The organism is Rhizobium sp. NRK18 (genome assembly GCF_024385575.1).
GTDB lineage: Bacteria > Pseudomonadota > Alphaproteobacteria > Rhizobiales > Rhizobiaceae > JANFMV01.
The window spans coordinates 959681-985416 of record NZ_JANFMV010000001.1 but is presented as its reverse complement, the minus strand read 5'-3'; the positions used below and the strand labels follow the sequence as shown (position 1 = coordinate 985416).

The 25736-nt window shown below is 56.6% G+C and carries 12 protein-coding genes, 1 tRNA gene, 2 rRNA genes and 1 pseudogene; 6 read left to right on the top strand and 10 right to left on the bottom strand.

Features of this window, described 5'->3' with window-relative positions; all coding sequences use genetic code 11:
• Positions 1 to 1053: a hypothetical protein gene (locus tag NN662_RS04540; protein WP_261929116.1), complete on the top strand. Its 1053-nt coding sequence runs from the start codon at positions 1 to 3 to the stop codon at positions 1051 to 1053.
• Positions 1047 to 2279: a hypothetical protein gene (locus NN662_RS04535; protein WP_261929115.1), complete on the top strand. Its 1233-nt coding sequence runs from the start codon at positions 1047 to 1049 to the stop codon at positions 2277 to 2279. Before NN662_RS04540 ends, NN662_RS04535 begins: the two co-directional genes overlap by 7 nt.
• Before the next feature lie 68 nt (positions 2280 to 2347).
• Here NN662_RS04535 and NN662_RS04530 read toward each other — a convergent pair whose 3' ends face one another.
• From NN662_RS04530 to NN662_RS04520, 3 genes are all read right to left on the bottom strand, one after another.
• Positions 2348 to 2581 carry a helix-turn-helix transcriptional regulator gene (locus NN662_RS04530; RefSeq protein WP_261931860.1) on the bottom strand — a complete coding sequence of 78 codons (234 nt, stop codon included), beginning with the start codon at positions 2579 to 2581 and terminating at the stop codon, positions 2348 to 2350.
• Positions 2582 to 2873: 292 nt separating this feature from the next.
• Positions 2874 to 6377: a DEAD/DEAH box helicase gene (locus tag NN662_RS04525; protein ID WP_261929114.1), complete on the bottom strand. Its 3504-nt coding sequence runs from the start codon at positions 6375 to 6377 to the stop codon at positions 2874 to 2876.
• Positions 6364 to 7149, bottom strand: a complete 786-nt coding sequence (locus NN662_RS04520) for a DUF1837 domain-containing protein (RefSeq protein WP_261929113.1) — start codon at positions 7147 to 7149, stop codon at positions 6364 to 6366. The genes NN662_RS04525 and NN662_RS04520 overlap by 14 nt, the downstream gene beginning before the upstream one ends.
• A gap of 504 nt (positions 7150 to 7653) precedes the next feature.
• On the opposite strand from NN662_RS04520, the gene NN662_RS04515 reads away from it, so the two are divergent.
• Positions 7654 to 8166 carry a hypothetical protein gene (locus tag NN662_RS04515; protein ID WP_261929112.1) on the top strand — a complete coding sequence of 171 codons (513 nt, stop codon included), beginning with the start codon at positions 7654 to 7656 and terminating at the stop codon, positions 8164 to 8166.
• A 109-nt stretch (positions 8167 to 8275) separates the two neighbouring features.
• On the opposite strand, the gene NN662_RS04510 is transcribed toward NN662_RS04515, so the two are convergent.
• Positions 8276 to 11950, bottom strand: a complete 3675-nt coding sequence (locus NN662_RS04510; protein WP_261929111.1) for a hypothetical protein — start codon at positions 11948 to 11950, stop codon at positions 8276 to 8278.
• A 496-nt stretch (positions 11951 to 12446) separates the two neighbouring features.
• Here NN662_RS04510 and NN662_RS04505 point away from each other — a divergent pair, with 496 nt between their 5' ends.
• Positions 12447 to 13067 (top strand): hypothetical protein, encoded by a 621-nt coding sequence (locus NN662_RS04505; protein WP_261929110.1) that lies wholly within the window; start codon positions 12447 to 12449, stop codon positions 13065 to 13067.
• A 1215-nt stretch (positions 13068 to 14282) separates the two neighbouring features.
• On the top strand, positions 14283 to 18668 hold the full coding sequence (locus NN662_RS04500; protein ID WP_261929109.1) for a hypothetical protein: 4386 nt from the start codon (positions 14283 to 14285) through the stop codon (positions 18666 to 18668).
• Positions 18669 to 18695: 27 nt separating this feature from the next.
• On the opposite strand, the pseudogene NN662_RS04495 reads toward NN662_RS04500, so the two are convergent.
• The 3 genes and pseudogenes from NN662_RS04495 to NN662_RS04485 all read right to left on the bottom strand — a co-directional run.
• A pseudogene (locus NN662_RS04495) lies at positions 18696 to 18878 on the bottom strand (IS630 family transposase); the annotation flags it as partial.
• Positions 18879 to 18903: 25 nt separating this feature from the next.
• Positions 18904 to 20781 carry an AAA family ATPase gene (locus tag NN662_RS04490; RefSeq protein ID WP_261929108.1) on the bottom strand — a complete coding sequence of 626 codons (1878 nt, stop codon included), beginning with the start codon at positions 20779 to 20781 and terminating at the stop codon, positions 18904 to 18906.
• 1 nt (position 20782) lies between these two features.
• The gene (locus NN662_RS04485; RefSeq protein WP_261929107.1) at positions 20783 to 21085 is read right to left on the bottom strand and encodes a DUF6634 family protein; all 303 of its coding nucleotides are present in this window, start codon (positions 21083 to 21085) and stop codon (positions 20783 to 20785) included.
• A 491-nt stretch (positions 21086 to 21576) separates the two neighbouring features.
• Here NN662_RS04485 and NN662_RS21485 point away from each other — a divergent pair, with 491 nt between their 5' ends.
• On the top strand, positions 21577 to 21849 hold the full coding sequence (locus NN662_RS21485; protein ID WP_410010904.1) for a helix-turn-helix transcriptional regulator: 273 nt from the start codon (positions 21577 to 21579) through the stop codon (positions 21847 to 21849).
• 258 nt (positions 21850 to 22107) lie between these two features.
• Here NN662_RS21485 and NN662_RS04480 read toward each other — a convergent pair.
• From NN662_RS04480 to NN662_RS04470, 3 genes are all read right to left on the bottom strand, one after another.
• Positions 22108 to 22184: transfer RNA gene (locus NN662_RS04480), tRNA-Met, on the bottom strand.
• 122 nt (positions 22185 to 22306) lie between these two features.
• Positions 22307 to 22421: ribosomal RNA gene (gene rrf / locus NN662_RS04475) — 5S ribosomal RNA — on the bottom strand.
• Between the two features lie 215 nt (positions 22422 to 22636).
• Positions 22637 to 25433 (bottom strand): 23S ribosomal RNA (locus NN662_RS04470).
• Positions 25434 to 25736 lie beyond the last annotated feature (303 nt).

The window sequence follows — 25736 nt, the reverse complement described above, 5'->3', positions numbered from 1 at the left end:
ATGGGCGCTCTTGAATCACGCAAGATCAGCAGGGAAGAACTCCACGAACTCGTATGGAGTGTTCCAGTTCGGCAAGCCTCAAGATTGCTTGGCGTCTCCGGCTCCTACGTAGGCAGGATCTGCACCGCACTCGACGTACCCCGTCCAGGACGCGGCTGGTGGGCACAAAAAAGAGCCGGATGCGCACCGGCTCCAACTCCACTCCCGAACGCAAATCTCGGCCATCCACTTTTTTGGGAAAAGGGTCCCGGCAGCAATGCGATATTCACCTATTACAAAGATCGCGATCTTCGGCAGAAGTCGCGGGAAATAGGTTGGCATCCTCTGGCGTTGATCGCGCAACGCAGCTTCTCGAAGGCGAGGCCTGGCCGAGGCGATCTCCTCGTGGTGCGCGCAAATGGTGCGATCGACCTGTCGATCACCGCCAGCATGCTCGACGCGGCCATTCAGCTTGCGAACATGTTGTTCATCGCACTTGAGGCCAGCGGCAGCAGCGTGGCCGTCGCGGTGAGGCAGCCCTTCATAAGGCCGGCCATTGGCCTCCAGTCCTGCCTCGCAGATTGGCAGCGTGAAGTATGTTCTCACACACGACCGCCCCGCTGGCCCACCATCGCGACGATTGCCGGAGTGCCGACGGGACTAGCAATCGTCGAGCTTCATCACGAAGCCGAAATGCAATATATCGGAGACGGGCAGTTCGCTGAAACATGTTCTCCCAAAGGCAAGCGCATTCCTCCGGTCACTGGGATCACTTGGAAGCAGGAGCGGCTGGTCTCAAGCAAGAAGTTGAAGATCGTCGCCTACTCTCCTGTGCACTCGTCCCCATGGCGCCAGGAATGGCAAATCGACGACCCTCGAACGGCGACCGATGACATCAAAGAGATTATTCTAAAGCTTGAAATCCGTGCTCAAGGGCAAGAGGCCAATAGGGCCTCATGCAAGCCAGCTCTCCCGAAGATCCTTAGCCATTCGCTGACCGCAGTTGAGCTGGTGGCGGTCGACTCACTCGTCGCAATTCCATCCAGCCACACCAAAGAGGAACCGTCATGCTGAAAATGGAGCTCACAGACGAGACCGTCCAGGCACTTCCCTATGCGGAGGCCGGCGCACGCATATCCTTCCAGGACGCGTCGGTCGAAAACCTGATGCTAACAGTTGGAGAAAGCAATAAGGTTTTCTTCTACTTAGCGAATGTGTCCGACGGAAGTTGGGCCTGGCCTTTAGGCAGTTTCAACACTATTCGCACTCAAAAGGCACGAGAAATAGCCCGACGGCTTCAACAAGCGTTATTATTTGACACCAACTCACTGAGTAACGCCGCCCCCTGTGAAATCGGCATCGGATACCAGATTCCGACTTTCGCCGAGGTGGTTCAAACCTACATTGCACAACTACCCAATCGTCGCCATAACCGAGGCGCGGAGCGGGATGCCAAGTTCCTGCTCCACTACCTCGTAGACACCAACGTCAACTCTTGGGCGGCCAAGGCGATCACAGAGGTGAGTGAGGAAGACATCCTAACACTAATCGGCAGCCTGCGTGACAGGCCAGCCCTTGCCAACTGCTGCCTTCGAAAGGTGCGGACGTTCTATGTTTGGGCAATGCAGCCGCCACAACGGCATTACTTTCGACTGACGTCGAACCCCGCGGCAAACCTTCTACCACGTTTCGTCGCGCCATACAGAAGCAGGCCGAACATATTCTTCGACGAGGAGCTGCATGCATATCTAGTTGCCGTCGAGGCGCTTACCCCTCCGTACAGGGCTCTCGCAGAGGCGCTTGCTCTCACTGGACATTGCCTCTCGGATTTGGCCACAATGACGTGGGCAGAGCTGGACCTATCGGCAAATACTTGGACACCTATGAGGCCCAAGATTTTCCCGTCCTCCACAATTCCAATTTCGGATACATTGAGCACGCTGCTTATGAAATTCAAAACCGATTCCACAACAAGTGTAGGAGAATTTGTCTTCAGCACAACAAAGGGCTACAGCCCAGTCTCGCGTTTTGCAGAAATGAAGTCGTCGTTAGATTGCCACATGGCTGAAATACTCGGCCAACCGCTGGAATGGAAGTGGACAGATCTGCGTCGTTCAGTAAGATCAATGCTGTTACACGCTGACTTAAGTCAGACTCAGGCCGCTTACGCCTTCGGCTTTGCTTCCCCTTGGACTAAGGACCAACGTAAGCATGCGCTGTTTTGGCGATCCCCCAATAAAGCAGTACGCGCTGCGCTGAACAGACACGCAAAGACGTTGGCAAGGATTCGACAACAGTAGGCGTCGAGTACTTGGATCATTGTTCGATCTCAGACCTTGCTTCGAATTCATGTGTTCCGGAGGGCAGCTCACTTCGCTTTAGAAGGTGAGTGGCGAACCATAGCCACTCCTGGCCCGTGCTCCGATGTGCCGTCAATGAAGGCTACGCCGCCTGTTTCAAGAGCGGCTCTAACCTTGTCGATTGATTCCACGAGGATGTTAGGCTCGCACTTCTCGATCCTAACGATTACTTGTCGGCTGACCCCGGCAGCGCTGGCGAGTTCTTCCTGGCTTAGACCGAGCAGTGCTCGCCCCGCTCTCATCGCCGTCATTATTTCTGATGTCGAATCCATAAGTGCATTTAAGGCTGCATGCGGTCAACGTTGTCAACAATTGCTCCAAGGATTCGATTGGCGATCATTTAAAGCACAAACTTGGGTCAATCTCTCGACCTACTCGGACACATTTGTACGTCGGTTCCGTGCCGATGAAGGCCGTTGCATGAAGCCTGCAAGGCAGCGAGCCATTGCTCCGCGGCACTAGTCAAACGTTCCATTTGCAGTCTGACGTATCGGTGATCAGTGACCTAAAGGATAGGACCCGGAACCCGGTCCATCAGACACCTACATTCGGCCAATCCGACTTGCCTCTCCCGACACGAAGCACCTCCACCGCCCTTGTGTTGCCGGGTAGACGACCCGAGAATAGACTGGGCTTCGGATCAACAGCCGCCTGCTTAAAGGCGGCAATCCACTGGTAGTCGGGCGTCGCCAGCCAGGTCCGCCCATCCCCCTCGTCGGTGATAATCCGATAGAGACCGCTGGGCGGGGCGTCTGCGATATCAAGCAGACGACTGTAGTGTTCGACCGACCATTTCTGGATGCCGCCACTGAGTGCTTCCGTTCGGAAACGCGCCCAAAGTGCGGACGTATCTGGAGTTGGCCAGTCGCCAGCGTCCGTGTAGGCCGTGATCTCGTCGGATTCGAGCCAGGCCCGCATCTCGGCGGGCGTGACGAAGGCAGGCTTGGCATCCTCGATTGCCGCCATGGCCGCACGCCGTGACGGAAGACCCGCGCGGATCAGCATCGACATCATGAATTGCGGGACGCCCGTTTCGACCGCCGCTGCAGCGCCGCCCGCCACCGTCTCCGGCGACCAACCGAGGGACATGCGGCGGGTACGGACAGCTTCCAGCGCCCAGACCAAGCGATAGGTGAAGGCCTCTTCAACGGCCCGCATGTTCTGCGGCCCGATTTTGGCGACATCCTCGCCCGACACCCAACTGCGCAGGATGGCCTTCCAATTCGCCGGCAGCGCATTCGCCTTGTCGGGAATGAAAGGCCGCATGAATAGCAGGCGTTCCCCGAGACCGCCGAGCGCATCGACAAGTTCGTCGATGTCGCCGCTCAGCGCCGCCTCGTCAGCCCGGTCGAGGAGTTCGGCCAACTCGTCAGCCATGGCGTCGATGGTGAGGCCAGCCTCAAGCCCGACGCCCATCGCGAAATGTCCCCGTCGCGCCTGCGCCGTCGTGGTCTTCCAGATGAGATCGGCGCGCGCCTCGAACACCTTCTTGTGCAGCGGGGCGACGTCTTCGTCTTCGCGGGCAATCTGGCGAGCCCAGAGCGATCCCTTGAGTGCCTCGTCCAAGAGCTTCGGCAGGTCGGCGCGATCAGAATCGAGCGCTTCGATCAGGCCGAACACGGTCGCATCGAGGCGCTCGACGATTTGCGAAAGCGGCTCCTCGTCAATGGTTTCTTCCTCGTCATCGCCGCCTTCTTCATCGTCGTCGCGATCGACACCATATTCGACGGCACCAGCCAGGCGCTCGGCAACCGCGGCTTCTTCCTTTGGCGATCTCCACGCTTCGCGGGCATTGGCGAGATATTCCCAGGCATCATCGCGATCCAGGACACCTTCGCGCGACAGACGATCAAGAATCTCGGCGACGATCTGGATCAGGCCGCTTTTCAACGTGCGAGCCTTGGCGGAGGCGACCAGCTTTCGCCACTCCTTCTTTCGCCAGTCGATGTTGTCAAACATGACGTGGACAATGAGGCCTTCGACATCCACGAAGGCGCGCCCGGCGCGGCCGGCGACGTTCGCGAACTCCTCGCCTTTGATCTTCTCGGCCGCTCGATACAACGCGGGCACCAAGAGCACGGCGGCGTTGAGATTGAGACCCTGCGATAACGTCGGCGACGCGACAATGACTTTCAGGACACCCTCAGACAATAAGGCTTCCAGCTCACGCAAGAACGGGCTCGGGAGCCGGCCGTGGTGGATGGCAACGCCCTGCTTCAGGCAGGTGACGGCGGGATGGTCTTCGCCAAGCCACTCTTTGCCGACCTCCAGAGCGCGGGCGATCGACCCTTCGTCCTCGAGCAGGGTATCCAGGTAGCCGCGATTGCAAAGGTCTACGACCTGTTTGCCGTAGCTCTCGACCCAGTTCGCCTGCGTCGAGAAGATCAGGGTCCGCTTGCCTCGGCTTGCGAATTCCCACGCAGCGAACAATGCGAGGTGCGAGTTCTTGCGCGGATAGGGCTTCTTCTCCTTCCCGCGCGCAGGTTTCTCCAAAACGAATTTGTCGAGGAAGGGACCATCGTCATCAAGGTCGAGCCGGAGCAGCGCATCCTTGCCGCGCCAAGTAAGCGCGCCGAACCGCTGGCGCGTTGGACGCCAGTCGGACCGCACCGGCTCACCCGGCTCGTCGGAGCGAATCCAGGCAGTGAGGTCATTCAGTTCGTCGCCGCTTGGTAGGATGGCGGAGAGACAGACGATCCGGCGGCCTGCCGCATCGGCGCGCCGAAGCAGGCGCTGCACCAGCGTCTCATAGCGGATCTCACGTTCGCTCGGACCGATCATGTGTCCTTCGTCGAGGACGATCAGGCCGACGTCATTGATAAGCGATTGATCGCTTCGTAGTGCGAAGTCGAGCTTTTCGGGCGTCGTGATGATGATCTCGCGGCTGCGCAAAGCGTCTTCATCACCAGCCGAAAGGCCGCTGGCGCCGTAGAGCGAGGAAACGCTGAAGCCGAGCGGCGCGAAGGTCTTTCTGAAGGAGCGCTCGGTCTGGGCGGACAAGGCGCGCAACGGCGTGACGATCAACACCCGGCGCGCCGACGACAAGGTCATCAGCGCGGCGATCTCCGCCACCCGCGTCTTGCCGGCGCTGGTCGGCAAGGCGACGACCAGATCGTCGGTGACGTCCGTGGAACGCTGAGCCGCTTCGCGCTGCGAGGGCCATAGCTCCACCTCGGATGTCTTGCGCGCGTAAAGCGACGAGATGAACAGCCGACGCAGGTCCGGGTATTTTTCCTCCGTCCCCTCGGGCGGTTCCGTCGGCAGGTTCTGGTGCAGCGAATGCTGCCAGAGGTCGTCGATCAGGTGACGGCAGAGGTTCGATATCCACCACAGCGGAACATTCTCCGCGTTGTCCGCCAGGCTAACCGCAGTGGCTAGCAACGTCCGTGCGCTATCGATCGGCTCGAGCTCACCCGTCTCGAGCGCAAAGTCAAAATACGCCAGAGCTCTGCAGATCGTCGTGTTGAGCATGGTGGACAACACCTCATCGACGTCCGGGTCTTCGCCCCGCAGAGCCTCGGCAATCTGCTCATCGCCGTGAGCCTCGTCGTCCAACCAGTCGCGAACGAAGCCGCGCAACTGGCCGAGATCGCGCAGGATCAGGTATCGGATCGCTGTTTCGCCCGGCGAGGTGTTGAGGTCGTCGGCGGTCTCGTTGAAGAGCGAATAGGCGACGGCCGAGAAGCCGGCCAGGTGATAGGCTGCGGCGGCGATAGTGCGACGGAAGCCGCGATCAGGCGACTCCGGGTCGCCATTGCGCACCAGTGCCTCGAAGGCATTGGCAGCGCGCTCGAACGCCTTGCTGGTCAGCTCCGAAGCGCCAGTCTGAGCGCGCAAGGCCATGGCGCCCCGAAGCAGGGCAAAGCCGTGTTCGGCAAGATCGGTTTCGATTGTCGCACCCAGGGGCGGAGCATTGGGTGGCAGCACGCCCTCTTCGCGCATCAGCGACCAGGCCGCACCACGATAGAGAAGGCGTCCAAGGATGCCATCGACGGTCGCAGTCGCCAGGAACGCGGTCAGTTCGTCAATCGTCTCCAAGATGTTCCGCCTCCTGGTACATGGCCGCAATGAAGTCCTGGTGGTCTTCGACGTGGATGTTCACGACGTAGTGGTCCCGGTTGGTCCCAGTGGCGTCGAGATCTTTCTTCAGCGATGCGTGCGGGCCGTTGCCCGACACGGTAAAGAGCATATGGTCGATGCGATCGGCGCGGAGGGACTTCAAGCCCACCTCGTCACGGAGGCTGCGGCCCAGCGTATTGTCGTCATGATCGGCGCTCTCCAACAGGCGGTTGGCGACAAACAGCAGGGAGTCGGGCGTGCAACGGCCGCTATCGCGATTGAGTACCTTACGCGCGCTCGTGACCGTGGCCTTCCCGAGCACCTTGTTGCTCTTGGCTTCGCCCTTCAGGAGCCAGAGCTTCTCGCCGGCCTTATCGTATCCGGCACCGATGAAATCGTCGCCGCGCATGGCCATGTTGCGGCCGTCCTTGTAACGGAGGCGACGCACAGGCACGCGCAGGCCAATCTCTTCCTCAACCAGCTCCGCCGCAAGAATTTCGCCGAGATCTCCGGAGCGGCCTTTGGCGGTTTGCGGCATCGCCTCACTGAGGATCGTAGCGGCGACCTTGTATCCGAGCCGCTCGACGTCCTCGGCGATGCGTTCGAGCCGGTCGTAATGCGAGCGGATGGTCTCGGCCAGGTCATTACGAATCTCGTCGCGGCCACCATCTTTCTCGACATAGGTCCAGTAACGCTTGCGCTTGTCCTTTTTCTTGGTGGCCTTACACCACCTTTCATATAACTGCCCCACTCCACCCCCTAAACTCGATGCTTCCGCCCACCGCACGATTGATGGGCATGCTTACGCGTCGCTCGCCTTACGAGCGGCTTCAAGTCGCGATTCCTGTTGGTTTATGCGAAAATAGACCGAAAGCGGCATAGATTCACGGACTCATAAACGAAACCTATCGTGGCAGATCGCCGCGATTCAATCGAAAATTTTAACAGCTCCACATATCCCCATTTCGTCACTGAATGGAGCTGCAATTGAAATTCGGTCGGGGAACTTGCGATGACCGATGTGGCGGCGCTTAGCCGTAAGCCTTCTGGGCTTCAACCGTTCAGCCCTCTTGAACATTGCCTTAAACCCATTGGGTAATTGCGCTCTTTAGATTATCAATGAGTGATGAGGGATGATTTCACACAGGCGACTGCCCAGCGCTTGGCTAAACGTGTCGGTTTTAGATGCTCAAATCCAGACTGCCGGAAACCGACCAGCGGCCCTGGAGCTGACGGCGGAACCGTAAGTCTTGGCGTGGCCGCACACATCACTGCTGCTTCGGAAGGCGGGCCGCGTTACAACGAGCACCTGACAAGCGAAGGCCGGCGAGCCGCCGAGAATGGAATATGGCTTTGCCAGCAGTGCAGCCGCCTCGTCGACGCGGACGATTCGGCCTATGACGTTGTCAATCTCGTCGAATGGAAAACGTTTGCCGAGGCCGCAGCAGCGGTTGAACTTCGAGGCTATGTGGTTCGAAAGGGTCGAGACTTTGCTGGTCTGGAGGCGAAGATGCCGGAACTCATTCAAGAAATGAGGACCGATCTGCTCTCAAAGCCGTTTACTAGAGAGATCATCGCCCTCTCCAAGCGGGTTAGCTATAATGCCGGTCCAATTCCCTTCTTCTGCTACTTTCACGAGGACCATGACGATCTCCTCGCCAAGCTGCAGATCTGCGAGCACTACGACGCGATTTACGATGTTCGTCGAAACGACGTTCCCCGTTGGAATCTTGCTGAAGACTTCGCGGAGTACTTGCTCGGGCGGTAGGCCCGCGGCGTCCCCGTTTCCTCCAAACAAGTCGCTTTTTGATTAGCGCGTGGGACAGCTCACGGTGGATTGATATGAGCCGCCGTTCCACCTAGCAATCATGCGACGATCAGTCGAAGCCCCTTCGATTGATCGCGAAGAGCGTGTCGGCGATCAGGTCCTGGCAATCCGCTTCGTACTCGAATGGCGCCGATGCAAGGAGCTGCACGTCCTCGACATTTCCGATCGACCGCAGGACGTCCGCAGCTACCTCCGCCGCTGCCAGGTTGCGCGACTCTATGAGCCACGCACGCAATCGATCAAGCACCACCCGCCGGTCCAGACGCTCTCCGAGTGTCCTTTCGAGTTCCTCAATCCGGAAGCTGAAGGGTCGTTCGGAGGCGACCTTCTCGAACTGCTCGTTCAAGGTTTCCGTCCTCCAAGTTCGATCGTCGTACTCGTCGTCAAACTCCTTCCCCAGCGTGAAGAAGCCGAGCTTGTCACAGACCATGCGCAGTTCTCGCCGCCCAAAGTCATCGAGATGGTTGCGGTACGGAAGCATCCGCCTGAGTTGATCCTCGCGCGTCGCTCCGGGATGACCATCCATGATGCCTGCGAAGAACATCCCCGCGAAGCGGAACAGTTGCGTTGGATCCTCCGCCTCGGCGACTGTGCGTTCGGCCAGTGCTTCCAGGGGAGCGCCGCCAATAAACAGTGCGGCTTGTACATACGAGCCGTGCTGACCTGCGAGGGGCCAAGTGTCGATCAGAATGCGTTCAGCGAGGGATGAAGCGTCACGCGTGAGCAGATCCGCCGCTACCCTGGCCCATCCGTTGCCCCTTTCAAGATCTACTAGGACCGACGCGTTCGATCGCAGCATATCCGGTAGTTCCTCCAAGATCGCGGGGCAGACAACCTTGTAGGCGTGAAGCCACCAGTGGAACGCTTGCATCGAGATCCGTAGCCTTGCTGTAAGCTGCGGCACGCAGGACAGATCACCACGTTCCATACGCGCTCTCAGAGCGGTGTCACACAGATCGCTGTCGGTCTCTAGTGTAGCTAAAGAAGAAAGCTCGTCGGCCGATGCACTTATCGCCCATAGTCGAAGCCCGATCCGTCTTTCCTGAAGTTGTGCGGTCGGGTCTCGCCAAAGGTTCAAGAGTGCTTGACGCGATGCGTCTGACATCGTCGCTCCACCTCGGATTCGACGGCCCCAAGACTCGTGCAGGCTGTTGACCACAAAGCCTCCGCGACCGTTCACCGCAGCCTCGAATACGATCTTGAAAAGAACGGTTCGCGGGTGATCGATCTCACCGAGCGTCCAAACGAGAGCGTTTTTCAGGGCAGGGTCCTTGGCACGTCTGAGCAGATGGTCGAGGGCGGCGGCCGGCGGCCGAATAGCAAAGCCGAGCCGCAGTTCGTCCATGCGGAATGTTCTGCGTTCAAGTGCATCCCCGTCCTCTTTGTTCAGCAGCTCGGTCCATCGATCGAGCGCAGCGTCGAGCACTTTGCTGACCGACGGACGGCCATAACAGTGAGCTGCAGCCCAGATGTAGTCCGCGAGGAACGGGTCGCGTTCCTCGCGCTTTTCCAAGTTCCACCGATTTGCAATTGCATCCCCCAAGTCCTCGCGCCCACTGATACCGGCGACGCAGAGTACGCTGCTCTTCGCCGATCCAGTGATCCTTGGATCCTGAATGAGCCGTGCCATCGCGGCGACGAAGCCTTGCTCCCGTTTGGCAGCGGTATGCAGAATGAGGGCGTCACGTTCCGGGTAGCGGGTGGCTATTCCAGTGGAAGAACACAGCCGAAGCGCCCCACGAAGGTCCCCATTCCGCAAGCGAGCGAGGTCGGAGAGGTGGTTCTGTTTCGGAAACCTGCTTAGAAGCTCGAGAACGCCATCGGCCTCGACTTCAGCAAGGGTTCTCTGCACCATCCACCGGAGCGTCTCGTTTGCGCGACCTTGGCTTTCGTTTGAATCCAGCCAAGCAACGAGATGAGGATGAAGCGCTGCCATGTCCTCTCTCGAAGCTGCTCGTGCGTAGGCGCTAAAGGCAGCCAGCGGGTTCAATCGGATGAGGCGTTCACCGTTCGCGACGGGGTCGCTGCTGCGCGCTGACCCGGCACCAATCCATTCGGCGTAGAATGGCTCTTCCAAAACATCCTTGATCAAACTGCCACTGTCGAACTGTCGGCGAAAGCAGTCGCTTAGAAGCCAGTCGCGAACACGATCGTGTCGAAAGCGGAGTCTTCCGTTTCCCGACGGGGCGATCGAGACGAGTTCCCCGAAGTCGAGTAGATCGCACGTGATCTGGTCGTAACCGGCCGGCGTTGACCACGCGATGATCTCGTTCAGCGTAGGCGACATTATGCGCTGCTGGAGAATGGCTTCCGTCAGCGTGACGAGTGCCCTCTCGACCCTATTCCGGATCGTGGGACGACCTGCAGCAAACTGATCGAGTTTCCGCGCGATGTAGTTCTCAATTACGCAAGCCGGATCCGACACCTCGGAGGGATCGTGGAGGCCAATCAGGAGGGGATCGTGTCCAAGTAGCTCTGCGATGGAGCTAGCTTCCGCCGTGGTAAGCTTCCTTTCCTGAGACGCCGAACGCCGTAGAACTGCTTCCGTGGCTTCATGCGGCGCAAGCGGCGTGATCTCCAGCCTGTAGGGCTCAAGCGTCTTGACCCGTTCGACCGCGACGGAACCAATCGTGCGGTTTTGGACCGGGCACACCAAGTGCCATCCTACCCGGGCAGCACCCTCTCCTTTCGCGCCACTTTTGCAAGATAGCCACCCGACGATGCGTTCAAGAAGTCTCAGCGGATCGTTGGCATTCGCTAGATCCTCAACCACAAGCCGGAGTTGGCGACCTGGGGTGAGGATTGAAGAAAGGGAGGCATAGGACTCTAACGCGGGGTACAGGGCCCGAAGTTCAGCGATGATTGCCTCGTCGATCCCGCGAGCACCCTCGAGCGTCCGTTCCCGCAGCACGAGACATGCAATAGTCTTGTCATCCAGTGCGGACCGTAGCCAGTCGTGTGCAGCCACGCTCTTTCCCGAACCGCTTGGTCCGCAAAGCAGTGTCAGAGGTCCCTTTCGCGCTCGTAGGGAGATCTCCGTTCGGGTCGAGACCCGTGCTGACTTGTCATCCGAGAGTGGATAATCGTCGACGGAACGAGCACCAAGTTCGCGCAGGAGATCCCAAGACAGCATCTCCTGTACGACGCCAAGCATCCGCCGTCGCACCGATTGGCCTTCCGGCGTATGGTCCAATACATGCGCGATCGCCGAGCGAGAAAGAATGCGTATGTCGAGGCGATGATCAGCGCCGAAACTGATAACATCGCGTGCAAGTTCCTGATCCGGCTCTTCATTCGTCGTCAAGAAAAGAATTACGCTCGTCTCGGGATTACGTGACCGCTCCGCCCCAGCGATCTCATTAGCCTTGAGGACATCTCCCGCCGGCTGGGACGCCTTATCGCTCTTTCGCGCCTTGACCTTGGAAGGGTCGTGCAACCACTTGCCCCGCAGTTCCTTCGCGGCCGCAATCGTATGCTGGACCATAACGACCCGTAGCGACCCAGAAGCGTAAGTCAGAGTGATGCCATCTACAGGCGCCTTGCGCGTCTTCCCATCGACGTTAGTACCGAGTTCGATAAGCTCCGCGCACTCGGGATACTTGATGCGAATGACGGCGCTCGCGATGCGCTCGAAGAGGCCGGCGTCATTAAGACCCGCGAGCGCTTGCTGCGTCGTCAGCGGAGCCGAGGATTGTCGGTGGCCTACCGGTTCGCTCCGATTCACGAGTACACCTTGGTACTGGGGTGGCCGGACATAACCTGCATCGTGAGCTTATCGAGCGAAGATAGGGGCCGGATCATAGGCAAAACTCCAAAGACAAACTGGCCATGGCAAGAAGACAACCTTGAATGGCCTTGTTCGACCTCTTCGGGTGCCGTCAGTACCCTATTTGTCTGTTTACTCACCATTCATTTTGTGTGTCCAGCTACTCGTCTTAGGCAGTGTTCCTGGACCGCCGCAACCATCGTCCAATCGACGGAGGCCTAACGAACAACGAAGCTGTCGACGATGTAAAGCGGACATTCCACACTCGGCCCATTCCACCCGCCAACGTCGAAACAGTTAATGTCTCCTATTGGCGCTTCGGTGATGGTAGATTACAATTTCATTTGGCGAGCATTTAGGCTTACTTTTCGAACGGAATGATATCCACTTGGTCGCTTGTGGCGGCCCAGGAATCAGCTTGAGACCCTCTCGTTCACGCGTACAAGGCAGGCGTATGAGTTACCTTGATCACGACGCTGCTGACAGCTTCTATCTTCTAACAATCCGCAGCTACGATGTTCGTCTCATAGGACGATCGGAGCTAGAGCTAAGGCTCGCTTGTCTCTGCGGTATGCTCGATCCGGCAAATCCACTGTTTAAGCCGTTGCGCGACAGCATCCCACCGTCCCTTCGGCACGAAGTCGAGCCGATTGATGATGAAGATCAGTCGGAAGTTACGATCACGCATGAAGAATACACTGAGCGTGAAATTCAACATGCGGCAAGCGGGCGCTCGTTTCCACCGCCCCCAGTGATGCACCTTGTAGTGCATGGCGTGGATGGTATGAAAAAGTGGGTGTTCCACGAGTTTGATGCGGATCCGCATCCTTCGGTACCGCATGGGCACGAACATGGGAATAAGCATCCAAAGTGCGACCCTTACACGGGGCGAGTCTACGACGCACATCGCAAAGAGATTACGAAGGATCGGCTGAGCCGACAGACACGGATATCCCTTTGGCGCAACCCGAAGTTCCGTGAATTCGCATTAAAGGCAATCAGTTGGTACGGAGAGCAGTATCCTTACTATTCCTTCCGCGTGCCCCATCCCAGACGTCTGCCCAAGTTCCGCTAAAAGACGGCCCTGTAAGCATGCCATTTGCCACCGCCGAGTTTATGAATCAGAGACGGTATTTGGGACAATTTCTTGCCTGCGCGATCCGGACGACATGCGAATGACGGAGGTCATGTCTACTTCATCAACTCCCATTGCCGTTACCCAAAGCTCCTGTAGCCGCCTCAGCATTTAGACATCCTCTGCGAATGGAAAACGGTGGCCATTTGGCTGCAAAGCTGAAATGCTTGAAGGGTTGGTCGTTATGTTCGAAGCGATGTCCCGTGATCCCCCTACCCCCAGAATTTGAGAATGTTGAAGCAAAGCTCGCGGCCCGATTAATCACCGGCCTTGAAGCTTCTCAAGCCATTTATGCAGCGCGCTTACGGCTAGGACCCCCATGGCACTGGAAGTCATGGAAGGCTGCTCGGACGCGGGTACTAGGCTGCGCTTGCGAAACCTGTGGAGCTGGCAAGGACGCAATTCTGTATGTGCAACACACCATTCGACTACCCAAAATCAGTACCCACAAAGAGCTAGCGAAGAATAATCTCGCAGCCAGAGACGTAGCACCTGTAGACACACAGGGCCTACATCAACGCTTGTATGCGATCCGGGATCGCGAGCAGCCGGAAGAGCGTGATTGCTGTCCGGAATGCGGCAGCCTATCGATTCAGTACCGTAAGAAGGCCGCGACCTGGATCTGCAACAGCAAGTCCACAGGACGGTACTGCGCGCACGTGTTTACGGTCCCAGCCAAGAAGAGCGCGCTGACAACCGACCAAAAAAAATCCATTCGGAGAGAAAAGCATCGTGTTTGGCGGGACACGATGCTGAATCGCGAGGATGACTGGATGCGGGACGCAATGCTTGCTTGGATCGCTGAGATGAGGGTTTACCTGTCTCTGAAGCACACAAAAACATTGTGCAAACGTTGTGCATTTCTTGAAGACATGACCGATCTTAAACCGTGCCGGTCTTGTGGATTCGCGTTCCCAAGGACGGAGCAGGTTTGCCCTGACTGTGAAGAACCGGATATCACTCAGCCGATGGTAGGCTGAGCTGCAATTGCTGATGGACTCTGGCGGGTGAAAGGACTGACTGGCCTCCGCTGTCGGCACTCATTGCAAAGAGAATACGCATCCTTCAAGTCGATAAGATGCGCCTTCTGGTAGAGTCCGTCCATTTACTGACCGCGCCATACGGCTCTAAATAAGGAGAATCGCGGAGGATGGTGTGGCAACGATCGCCTTGAACAGGAGATTTGAAGAATGGTCGCTGAGGAGCGAGAGCAATCCTGATCTCGATCAATTTTTCAGCGCCTCTACTGACGCACTCACATGGGACGACCTTCTAAGGCGACATCGTGTGGTCATCTTGGCAGAAGCAGGCAGCGGCAAATCCACGGAGATGGAGGAGCAGGCTCGGCTAAACCGAGACGCCGGCCGGCGAACGTTCGAATGCACATTGCAGAGCCTATACAACAGAGGCGAATCTGCATTCGGAAAGGCGGCGAGTGGCCTGCAGCAATGGAAAAATTCGACAGATCCCGCCTGGTTCTTCCTGGATTCCATTGACGAGGCAAAAGGCAATGACATCCGACTAAAGTGTGTGCTCGAGGTAATCGCTCAATGCATTGAGGGCGCGGAAGCTCGCGCGCACATCATCCTGTCAGGCCGCTTCTTCGATTGGGAAACGAGGAAGGACTTTAAACTGCTCCAGGACTTTCTCGCCATGCCGGCTCCAGCAGCAGCAGTGCGCCCGATTGATCCAGACCAAGTGCTCATCAACATCATCAGCGAGCGCCGCGACGATGAAGCAAAGGAACCAGCAGAAGAGCCGCTTATCGTTCGAATGGGAGCACTGGACGATGAACAGGTACGCCAGTTCGCCAGCGGAAAGGGAGTGAGGGACGCAGATGCTTTCGCCAGGGCCCTCGAGGAATCCGATCTGAGCCTGCTCGCTCAAAGACCTCTCGACCTCGATTGGCTCGTCGAATACTGGCAGATTCATCATCGGTTCGGCCCGCTAGCTGAAATGCTGGAGCGGTGCGTAAAGCACCGACTTATCGAACCCGACACACATCGAGAACGCAAAGATGCATTGACCATTGATGACGCCCTTAATGCGGTCGAGAGAATAGGTGCCGCTCTAGTGCTGCAGGGCCTACAGGACATCAAGATCCCTGATTCAGAATTGAATCTTGAGCCATCCCGAGCAGCCTTGGATCTCAAGGCCCTGTTTCCCGACATGCCAAACCCAAAGCGCTCCAACCTGATCGGAAGGCCCGTCTTCCAACCAGGGAGCCCTGGCTTTGCGCGATTGCACAACGATAACGAAGGGCAAGTCAGAAGCCTGCTGACGGCGCGCTGGCTGAAACGTCTGCTGAGTGAGAATTGCCCAGCTCTAACGGTGCGAGACCTATTGTTCAGCACGACGTATGGTGTGGATGTTGTCATTCCATCCATGCGACAAACGGTGGCATGGCTGGCGCTTTGGAACCACGACGTTGCTCGGGAGGTGCTACGACGCGACCCACGTTTGCTCATGGATGCGGGAGATCCCGCTTCCCTTTCAACGGAAACCCGCGAGGCGGCGTTGCGAGGAGTGGTGCAAGGCGCGTTGGACAACGAAGATTTCGACATCCCCAACCGCACCAGCCTCAAACGCTTTGCTCAAGCCGACCTCGCGCCATGTGTCCGGGAACTATGGTCGCTCCACAGCAAAAACCCTGTAGTCCGCGAAGTGCTGCTGTTGGTGATTGGTTTAGGCGGGATCAAAGAGTGTTCAGATATTGTTGTCGCCGCAGCCTTCGGCGCCCACAAAGACCGCTATACGAATGTGTTCGCCGGCAGGGCATTGCTGAAAGTGGCCTCCCCTGAGGAGAAGCGGCGCTATGCGGTCTACGTGCGTGACAATGCGAAGACCCTTGTTGCCACACAGGTTTGGGATACCCTCATCGAATGTGTACCGACCGTGATTTCGGTACAGGAGTTGATGCAAACCATCTTCCGGATGGCGCCCGAGAAAAACGGCGATATTGGACTTGTGTACCGCGGTCCTGAGATCGTCGATAAGGTCTTAACGAGCCCCGATCTCGAGCAGATTGTGGCAGCGATATTTTCCAAGCTAGAACATCGCATCGACCCCGAGGATGGAGCGGACGACCACAAGGATGAGGCGTTTCTGCCCATGCTGGAGGCTGCTGGTAGAAAGATCCTGGCGCTCAACCCAGACGATGCCGCTCCCGATGCCGCGATCGATGCAACGATACGTCTCGGCCAAGAGCGAAGATACAGACATCCCCGTCGAGGGAAGAAGGGATATCAGGATATCTTTGCGTTGATGGCGGCCTCACCGCAACGCCGTAGGCTCGCGCTTTGGCGAGCCATGGCCGTCCATGCTGCCAATCCGGGACGGAATGGAGGCCCAATCACCGAACCATGGCAACTTCAATTCCGGGGCCATGTCCCCGATCTCCTTGGTGAAGACTTCGGTTGGCTTGCCGAAGACGCCAACGGCCGCGACGACGCCAGTGAGCGTCAGGTGGCGGCGAACGGCGCCATGGAGGTCTGGCGACGTGGTGGCGAAGACCCGCAACAGCTTGAGCGGATGAAATCTATCGGCTCCACATTCCCCGAAGTAGCAGATGTGATTGAGCAGTGGACGACGCCCAGAAAGCCATCAAAGGAACAGATTGAGCATGAGAAAAGAATGGCCCGCCTTGACCACCGGGACGCTCTGGCTCAAGCCGAACGTGATCAATCGTGGAAGGATTTTGCCGCCCGGTTAAGGTCAAATCCCACACAGTTGCAACAGCTTTACCCGCCATCTCCGCAAGGCGTGGATGCTCGGCTCTACAATCTCTACAAACTGTTGCTTTCGATCGAAGGCTCCAGCAGCCACCACGCGATCTCTGACCTTTCTCCTTTGCTACCCATATTCGGCGAAGAGGTAGTGAGGGAGCTTGCCAGGGCATTCATCACGTATTGGCGAATGTGGACGCCAAAGTTAAAGGCGGAAGAGCCAGCGAGTAAGCGCAACCAGATTCTTGCCGTCGATTGTATCGGGATCACCGGTGTATCGATTGAAGCCACGAACGATCCGGAGTGGGCAGCAAAGCTCTCAGGAGCGGAAGCCACCTCGGCTTCGGTCTACGCGACGTTGGAACTCAATGGTTTCGCGCCGTGGATCAAAGATCTCGCCAGAAGCCAACCGGATGCATTGCGTGACGTGCTAGTGAGGGCCTTGTCTCGTGATCTGGCTCCCCGCAATCAGAATGATGTCAGATTTGACATGCTCGATGACCTCTATCGTGCCGACAAAAGCGTGGCGGGCCTAGCTTGCGATTTCCTGCTTGATCTGCTGAAGAGAAGGAAGCAGATGAGCGGGAGGCTGCTGCAGAAGACACTTGGCATCCTAACCCGCATAGAAGCCTCCCAACTCGATGTTCGCGCGATCGCCGAAGATAGAATTCCCGCCTGCAAAATTCTCGACACACAAGCTCAGTACATCGCTGCATTGTTTAGACTCGCGCCCGGGAAAGCCATCGAAAAGCTGCATACGGTCCTACAGACGCAATCGCTAAAGCAACAAACGGCATTGGTCCAAGCCCTCCTGCCGAGACTTGTCGGTGATCAATGGCATGGCGACGAGCGAGCGGTGTCGGAAATCCCATTCGAGCATTTGGAAAAACTTAATCTGCTTGCGTTCGGCGTTCTGAAGCCGGAGGACGATAATCGGCACGAGAGCGGCAAGGTGTATTCGCCCGACGAACGTGACGCGGCCGAAAGCGCGAGAAGTGCACTCTTCAAGCGTCTGTGTGACACACCCGGATTGGCGACCTACGAGGCCCTTAAACGGCTTCGAGACACGACCAAGTTTCCAATCCCACGGCGACGAATGTCAGAGTTGATGATGACCCGGCTGGTTCAAGACTCGGAGCACGAGGCCTGGGAGCCGCTCGATGTGGTCAACTTTGAGAAGGACTTCAGCACATCGCCACGCAATGCCCATGATTTGCAGAGGCTCGCCGTTCAGCGTCTTAAAGATATCGAGCACGCCCTGACCCACGCTGACTTCGCTCAGGGCAGGACCTTCAAGAACCTTACACACGAAGTGGATGTGCAGAACTGGGTCGCCAACGAGCTTCGCAACAAGCAGGGACGCGGCTATTCACTGGAGCGTGAAGCGCATGTGGCGGACGAGAAAGAACCCGATGTCCGACTGAGGGCCAAAGCGACGGACGCCAATGTCCCCATAGAGGTCAAGGTGGCAGAGTCCTGGACGTTGAAGCAACTCGAGGTGGCCCTCTATCAGCAGATGATCGGCCAATATCTACGCGATCGGGAAAACCGCTATGGCATCCTATTGTTCGCTCATCAGAAGCCCCGTCGCGATGGCTGGCAGAAACCCGATAAAACTTATCTGAACTTCTCAGAGATAATAGATCACCTGAGAACTCTGGCGCATGAAGTTGCCATGCAACGCCCCTATTCGCCCCAAGTCGAAATTGTCACCCTCGACGTTAGCTCGGTGGCAGCCGAATCGAACAAAAAGAAAGCACCCACCAAATCGCCAGAAAAACCCACGGCGAAGAAACCCAAGCGAACATCGGGCTAGATCAAGATCTGCTAGAGCATGTCCACTTTACTCGGGGTCATATCCGCAGGATTTGAAGTAGTTGGCGCATTCTTGCGGCTCGAACATTGTTACGATCTGGCCAACGGTATTCCATAAGCCCTCGACGGTCCGCTCGGCTTTGGCGCGCAAGACTGCTTTGAGCTTGGCGAAGGCGTTCTCGATGGGGTTGAAGTCTGGACTGTAGGGGGGAGCGACTGTCTTCTTGTGCTCGACCCTAGTCGACCGCCCGTGCGCTTTCGCTAACCAGACCTGCATCTCTTTCGATCATAACTTTCCCATGTGCCACAGCCTCGGAAGCGAGTGCGATGAGCTGGTCCTTCTCACGGGAGAGGATGCCAAGCACGCGTGCGTATTGTGCGCGCAAGATCTTCATCGCCTCAGCCTCAAGTGTGGGAAGCATTCGTTCGTCGTCCAGTTCCTCTGGCGTGGCGAAGAAGAATGGCGTCTCGCCCAGACCGTACGATCCTACCAGTCGTCGAGCGATCGCTGTTGCATGTTCGACGTCACTACCGACTAGGCCTCCGGAGCCCAGGGATCGGTCGCCGAAGACGACCGCCTCGGCAGCCATTCCGGCGAGGGACATCGCAATTCGATTTAGAAGAACGGTTTCTGTTGGCAGGTTATATTCGAACAGATCATACGAGGTTCGGCCTCGCATATATGAACCCGGTGAAACGTCGAAAGTATCCCTTATCTCTATCGTTGCGGAACGCGCGCAGTTAAGCGTCAGTGCGATCAAGGCGTGGCGGGCTTCGTGGACGCCCAGCCTGAACTGCTCTTCGGGGGCGTAGCTTTTCCTCTCCGGCATGACAGCGCGCAAGTCGCTCAACTGGAGTTCCCGCTCCTCATTCCTTGCTAGCCGACGGCCCGATCGAACGAGTCCTTCGAGTGCCGCCGCTGACTTCCCTTCGAGATCGTCGGCAAGCTCGGTCAAGGATTCGAAGGGTAGAGCCCCGCCAGCATGGTAGTGCAAGATTTCAGCCCGAGTCGTAGCGTCTGGCAGACCCAACTTGAAGTGTTTCTCGATGCGACCTGCCCGCAGAATCGCGGGATCGATCCACTCCGGAAAGTTTGTGGCGCCGATGACAATCACGCCCTCTCCTGGCGCATTCATCAGGCTGAGGAACTCATTGATGACTATTTGCCAGTACGTCTCGTTCGGGCGCCCGGTCGGTCGGCTCGGGCGCGAGCCAATGCTGTCGAACTCGTCGATAAAGAGTACCGCTCCGCCACTCGCTTTGGCTTCATCGAAACTCCGTCTCATCGCCGCAAGCATGTCATTCAGGTAACCTTGAGTTTGCCACACACCGACCGTCGTCTGGACTAAGCGGAACCCGAGGGCCGTGGAAAGGGCGGATGCGAGATACGTTTTTCCTACACCCGGCGGACCGGACACGAGCGCACTCTGCCCGATATCCCGCCAACTCAATTTCCCTTCTCGCCACAGTGCGATGTCTTTGACCAATCCCCGGGCCCAAACCTTTTGCTCCTCGAAGCCTGGCAAATCGAATAGACTCGGCCCTTCTTCGTCCGAGTGCTTCAGATCAAGCAGCGCTTGCTCATCGCCAGCAGACCATTCCGACTTCATTACCCCAGCAAGCACTGTGCTCTCCGGCTTGCCAATGAGGACACTCACCTGCTCCTTGCTCAATGTCGGCAAACCAAGGATGCGTCGGGTCGCGTGGACATCTTCCGCCAAGGGCGGGCTTAACGACAGGATACGCTTTGCGACGAAGCGCACTTCTTTGGGCACCTCGTTTATGTGGGTCGCCAAAAGCACACGCAGACCTCGCAGTTCAAAAATCGAAGGCTCGTGATCAATCGTTTTCTTCCGCTTAGTTGACGTGGCCAGTCGCACGGCTTCGCGATGCAGCCCCCATTCGTCTCCGTCGACATTCAACAGGACGTGGCACGCCTTCTTATATGAAAGCGGTCGAAAGTCGGGCGGAACGGTTGCAATGACGAATCCATCTCCCGGGCGAAAGTTGACACCATCTTCTTTGATTAATCGTCGAAGTGCGAAATAGGCCAGGAGGCCGCTCGGATCCTTCTTCAAATCTCGGAAGCGTTCACGGAGTTGATAGCGCTTCATGTCAGTGCCCCTGCTTTTGGCGCGGCGTACCAAGGCGGTACCAGCGACTGAGTGTTCGGGCGAGACCGATGTCAGGGTTCATGTAGATAACCTGGCTGGTGACGACCTCGTTCCCATCCGGAAGCAATGGATGACCGGTGACAATCCCTTTCATCGCATGGCACCAGCCGAGCACAAGTCTGTGGTGCTCAAGAAGCGGCGCCGTTGTCAATATTTCTGCGGTGTCTAACGCCCCGGCCTCCAAGTGCTCCAGATCACGGAGTGCGCGCCGTATAATGGCCGGGTCATCAAATAGGAATGTCATTTTCCGAGTCCTTCACAAGCACACCCTCTCCAAACCTAAATGGACAGCCGTATGGTCACAGCCTTCAAAGTCAGAAAAACATTCCCGCGCGGGAACAGCGCCTCTGCATCACGAAGGCCCGCCAGATTGAAAAACGCAAACAGATCTTAGCGCGCCTGAATCCTCAAATATACTACACAGGTTTCATTTTTACTTTTAGGAGCGACGACGAATCTTCCGCATGATAGGCTGACGCCACACAAGCCTTCACGCACAATGAATCCATCCCGATGAACTCCTTGCTCACTTCATGAGCACTGTGTCTACATACTCCCTGTTTGTCAACTTTTTTCTAGCGGAAAGCCGGAACAGATGTTGCGAGAAAGCCATCGAAGAAGAGAACGCACTCAGTATTGTTGACAATAGAAATTATGTATATATCATTACTCGCCATTTATTTATGGACATACGGCATCATTTAGGCTACCAATCAAGCTTAAGAGAGGCATCGCATGGATTACGCGTCGCAACAGCGGCTCGAAACGGTTCAGTTTGTCTGGAGTTACTGGCTCATGCTCTTGTTTGATATTCTCAAGGACCCCATAGGTTTCTATACATTCGACGATGTGTGCCGAATAACTGGCCTGTCGAAAAAAACGATCTACCGCTACATGGACAAAGGACACTTCCCTCGACCTGTTTCTGGCAGACCACGGAAGACCTTATGGTGGATCGCCGACGTCCACGAATGGATACGGAGAAAGCTTCAGGAGAAGGTCGCGTGACGAGGGTCGGTTGGCATACTACCTTTCGTGTTGCCGGTGGAGGAGGTCGCGCCGACCCGCGAGACTCCGCCAAATGCCACCTGCGTGTGCGACTTAGAGAAAATACAGCAGATTGTCGCCCAGAACGATGCCCAGAAAACGCAAAAAGCGCCCCTTGGGGCGCGGCTTTCAGTCTAAGGTATTGGTTTTGTTGGTTGCGGGGGCAGGATTTGAACCTGCGGCCTTCAGGTTATGAGCCTGACGAGCTACCGGGCTGCTTGGTTGCGGGGGCAGGATTTGAACCTGCGGCCTTCAGGTTATGAGCCTGACGAGCTACCGGGCTGCTCCACCCCGCGTTATTGGTTTGACCGATGAGGGTCTTGTCTCAAAAGCAAAAGGCCGCTTGTTATGCGGCCTCTGGTTGGGCATGAGGCCCTTGGGGTTTGTGAGTGAGAAGATAATGTTTTGCCATTTGCAGACCTGGCAGCGACCTACTCTCCCGCGTCTTGAGACGAAGTACCATTGGCGCTGGGGCGTTTCACGGCCGTGTTCGGAATGGGAACGGGTGCGGCCGCCCCGCCATAACCACCAGGTCGGCAAAGGGCAAAACAACCATGCGAAGCATGGTTGTTCTTGTTTGTCGGCTTTGGCAGACCTTTCCTTCTCGCCTTGTCGGCTCGAAGGGGTGCCAAAGCGGCCATACGGATATGGCAACCATGCTTTGCTGGATTTGAGAAGCTGGACTTTTTTAATCGCGTTGATGTCTTGAAGCGCTGTTGCGCTTCAAGATGATCATTGATCAATGAGAACGATCAAGCCGATCGAGCTATTAGTACCGGTAAGCTTCATGCATTGCTGCACGTCCACACCCGGCCTATCAACGTGGTCGTCTTCCACGGCTCTGATAGGGAACACTCGTTTTCAGGTGGGTTTCCCGCTTAGATGCCTTCAGCGGTTATCCCTTCCATATATAGCTACCCTGCTATGCCGCTGGCGCGACAACAGGTCCACCAGAGATATGTCCATCCCGGTCCTCTCGTACTAGGGACAGATCCTGTCAATATTCCTACACCCACGGCAGATAGGGACCGAACTGTCTCACGACGTTCTGAACCCAGCTCACGTACCGCTTTAATTGGCGAACAGCCAAACCCTTGGGACCTGCTCCAGCCCCAGGATGCGATGAGCCGACATCGAGGTGCCAAACAACCCCGTCGATATGGACTCTTGGGGGTCATCAGCCTGTTATCCCCGGCGTACCTTTTATCCGTTGAGCGATGGCCCTTCCACGCGGGACCACCGGATCACTATGACCGACTTTCGTCTCTGCTCGACTTGTCAGTCTCGCAGTCAGGCGGGCTTATGCCATTGCACTCGACGACCGATTTCCGACCGGTCTGAGCCCACCATCGCGCGCCTCCGTTACTCTTTAGGAGGCGACCGCCCCAGTCAAACTACCCACCATACACTGTCCCGGATCCGGATGACGGACCGCGGTTAGACATCCACGAAGATAAGGGTGGTATTTCAAGGATGGCTCCACAAGAACTGGCGTCCCTGCTTCAAAGCCTACCACCTATCCTACACATGCCTTGGCGAATGCCAGTGTAAAGCTATAGTAAAGGTGCACGGGGTCTTTCCGTCTGACCGCAGGAACCCCGCATCTTCACGGGGAATTCAATTTCACTGAGTCTGCGTTGGAGACAGCGGGGAAGTCGTTACGCCATTCGTGCAGGTCGGAACTTACCCGACAAGGAATTTCGCTACCTTAGGACCGTTATAGTTACGGCCGCCGTTTACTGGGGCTTCGATTCAGAGCTTGCACCCCTCCTCTTAACCTTCCAGCACCGGGCAGGCGTCAGACCCTATACGTCGTCTTGCGACTTCGCAGAGCCCTGTGTTTTTGATAAACAGTCGCTACCCCCTGGTCTGTGCCACCCTCATCTACTTGCGTAAATAAGGGTCACGCTTCTTCCGAAGTTACGCGTGCAATTTGCCGAGTTCCTTCAACGCAGTTCTCTCAAGCGCCTTGGTATACTCTACCTGACCACCTGTGTCGGTTTCGGGTACGGTCTATACGGTGGAGCTATTTCCTGGAACCGCTAAGCAGCCCTGACAATCCAATAAGTCAGAACTACACTCGCAATCCGTCACTACCACCAGGCCCACGAATATTAACGTGGTTCCCATCGACTACGCGTTTCCGCCTCGTCTTAGGGGCCGGCTAACCCTGCTCAGATTAACTTTAAGCAGGAACCCTTGGTCTTTCGGCGAGGGGGTCTCTCACCCCCTTTATCGTTACTCATGTCAACATTCGCACTTCCGATATCTCCAGGACCCCTCACGGGTATCCCTTCACAGACTTACGGAACGCTCCGCTACCACGTGGATAAATCCACATCCTCAGCTTCGGTGCATGGCTTTAGCCCCGTTACATTTTCGGCGCAAAGACCCTTATTTAGACCAGTGAGCTGTTACGCTTTCTTTAAATGATGGCTGCTTCTAAGCCAACATCCTGGTTGTTTTGGGATCCTCACATCCTTTCCCACTTAGCCATGACTTGGGGACCTTAGCTGGAGGTCAGGGTTGTTGCCCTCTTCACGACGGACGTTAGCACCCGCCGTGTGTCTGCCGAGTAGTACTCCCCGGTATTCGCAGTTTGGTTAGGATCAGTAAGACGGTGAGTCCCCATAGCCCATCCAGTGCTCTACCCCCGGGGGTATTCGCTCGACGCTCTACCTAAATAGATTTCGCGGAGAACCAGCTATCTCCGAGTTTGATTGGCCTTTCACCCCTAGCCACAAGTCATCCCAATCTATTGCAACAGATGCGGGTTCGGTCCTCCAGTTGGTGTTACCCAACCTTCAACCTGCTCATGGCTAGATCACTCGGTTTCGGGTCTAATGCAACATACTAAGGCGCCCTATTCAGACTCGCTTTCGCTACGCCTACACCTACCGGCTTAAGCTTGCATGTTACACTAAGTCGTTGACCCATTATACAAAAGGTACGCTGTCAGGCTTGCGCCCTCCAACTGTTTGTAGGCATCCGGTTTCAGGTTCTATTTCACTCCCCTTGTCGGGGTGCTTTTCACCTTTCCCTCACGGTACTTGTTCGCTATCGGTCATGCACGAGTACTTAGGCTTGGAGAGTGGTCTCCCCATGTTCGAACAGGATTTCACGTGTCCCGCCCTACTCTAGGACAATGAGTATTCTACGCGTACGGGGCTATCACCCGCTACGGCCAAACTTTCCAGAATGTTCCGCTTTATCGCTCATTGCCACTGGCCTGGTCCGCGTTCGCTCGCCACTACTTGCGGAGTCTCGGTTGATGTCCTTTCCTACAGGTACTTAGATGTTTCAGTTCCCTGCGTTCGCTTCTTTCACCCTATTTTATTCAGATGAAGATACCTTATTTCAATACTTGGAACATTGCCGCGCCAAAGACACAGCAACATTCCCAAGTATTTAAGGTGGGTTCCCCCATTCGGAGATCCATGGATCAAAGCTTATTCGCAGCTCCCCACGGCTTATCGCAGCGTATCACGTCCTTCATCGCCTGTGCATGCCAAGGCATCCACCAAATGCCCTTAAGACACTTGATCGTTCTCATTGCCAATGATCATCTTTTCTAGTGGGTTTGGAATTCCTTGTCCTTCTCGCTTGCACTCGAAGGGGTTCCAAACCGCGCCATCCGGACATTCAAAAGAATGTCCAGCATGCGGATACCTTTTACATCCGCATAACAATCATCGACGCGATCAAAAACACGAAGCAGCGTCACCGCTTCGTGCCTTATAATTTAGACCAGCTTCTCGAGATAATGTCCGGTGACGCGCGGTCAGGCAACGCCAATAAGATTTCTAAGGGTTTGGAATTCCTAACCTCCTCGCGTTACCGCTCGAAGG

What these genes read in the sequence shown, in the direction of transcription:
- NN662_RS04535 (WP_261929115.1), top strand. Translation starts at nt 1,047, where the DNA reads ATGCTGAAAATGGAGCTCACAGACGAGACCGTCCAGGCACTTCCCTAT.
- NN662_RS21485 (WP_410010904.1), top strand. Translation starts at nt 21,577, where the DNA reads ATGGATTACGCGTCGCAACAGCGGCTCGAAACGGTTCAGTTTGTCTGG.
- NN662_RS04485 (WP_261929107.1), bottom strand. Translation starts at nt 21,085, where the DNA reads ATGACATTCCTATTTGATGACCCGGCCATTATACGGCGCGCACTCCGT.
- NN662_RS04505 (WP_261929110.1), top strand. Translation starts at nt 12,447, where the DNA reads ATGAGTTACCTTGATCACGACGCTGCTGACAGCTTCTATCTTCTAACA.
- NN662_RS04530 (WP_261931860.1), bottom strand. Translation starts at nt 2,581, where the DNA reads ATGAGAGCGGGGCGAGCACTGCTCGGTCTAAGCCAGGAAGAACTCGCC.
- NN662_RS04540 (WP_261929116.1), top strand. Translation starts at nt 1, where the DNA reads ATGGGCGCTCTTGAATCACGCAAGATCAGCAGGGAAGAACTCCACGAA.
- NN662_RS04490 (WP_261929108.1), bottom strand. Translation starts at nt 20,781, where the DNA reads ATGAAGCGCTATCAACTCCGTGAACGCTTCCGAGATTTGAAGAAGGAT.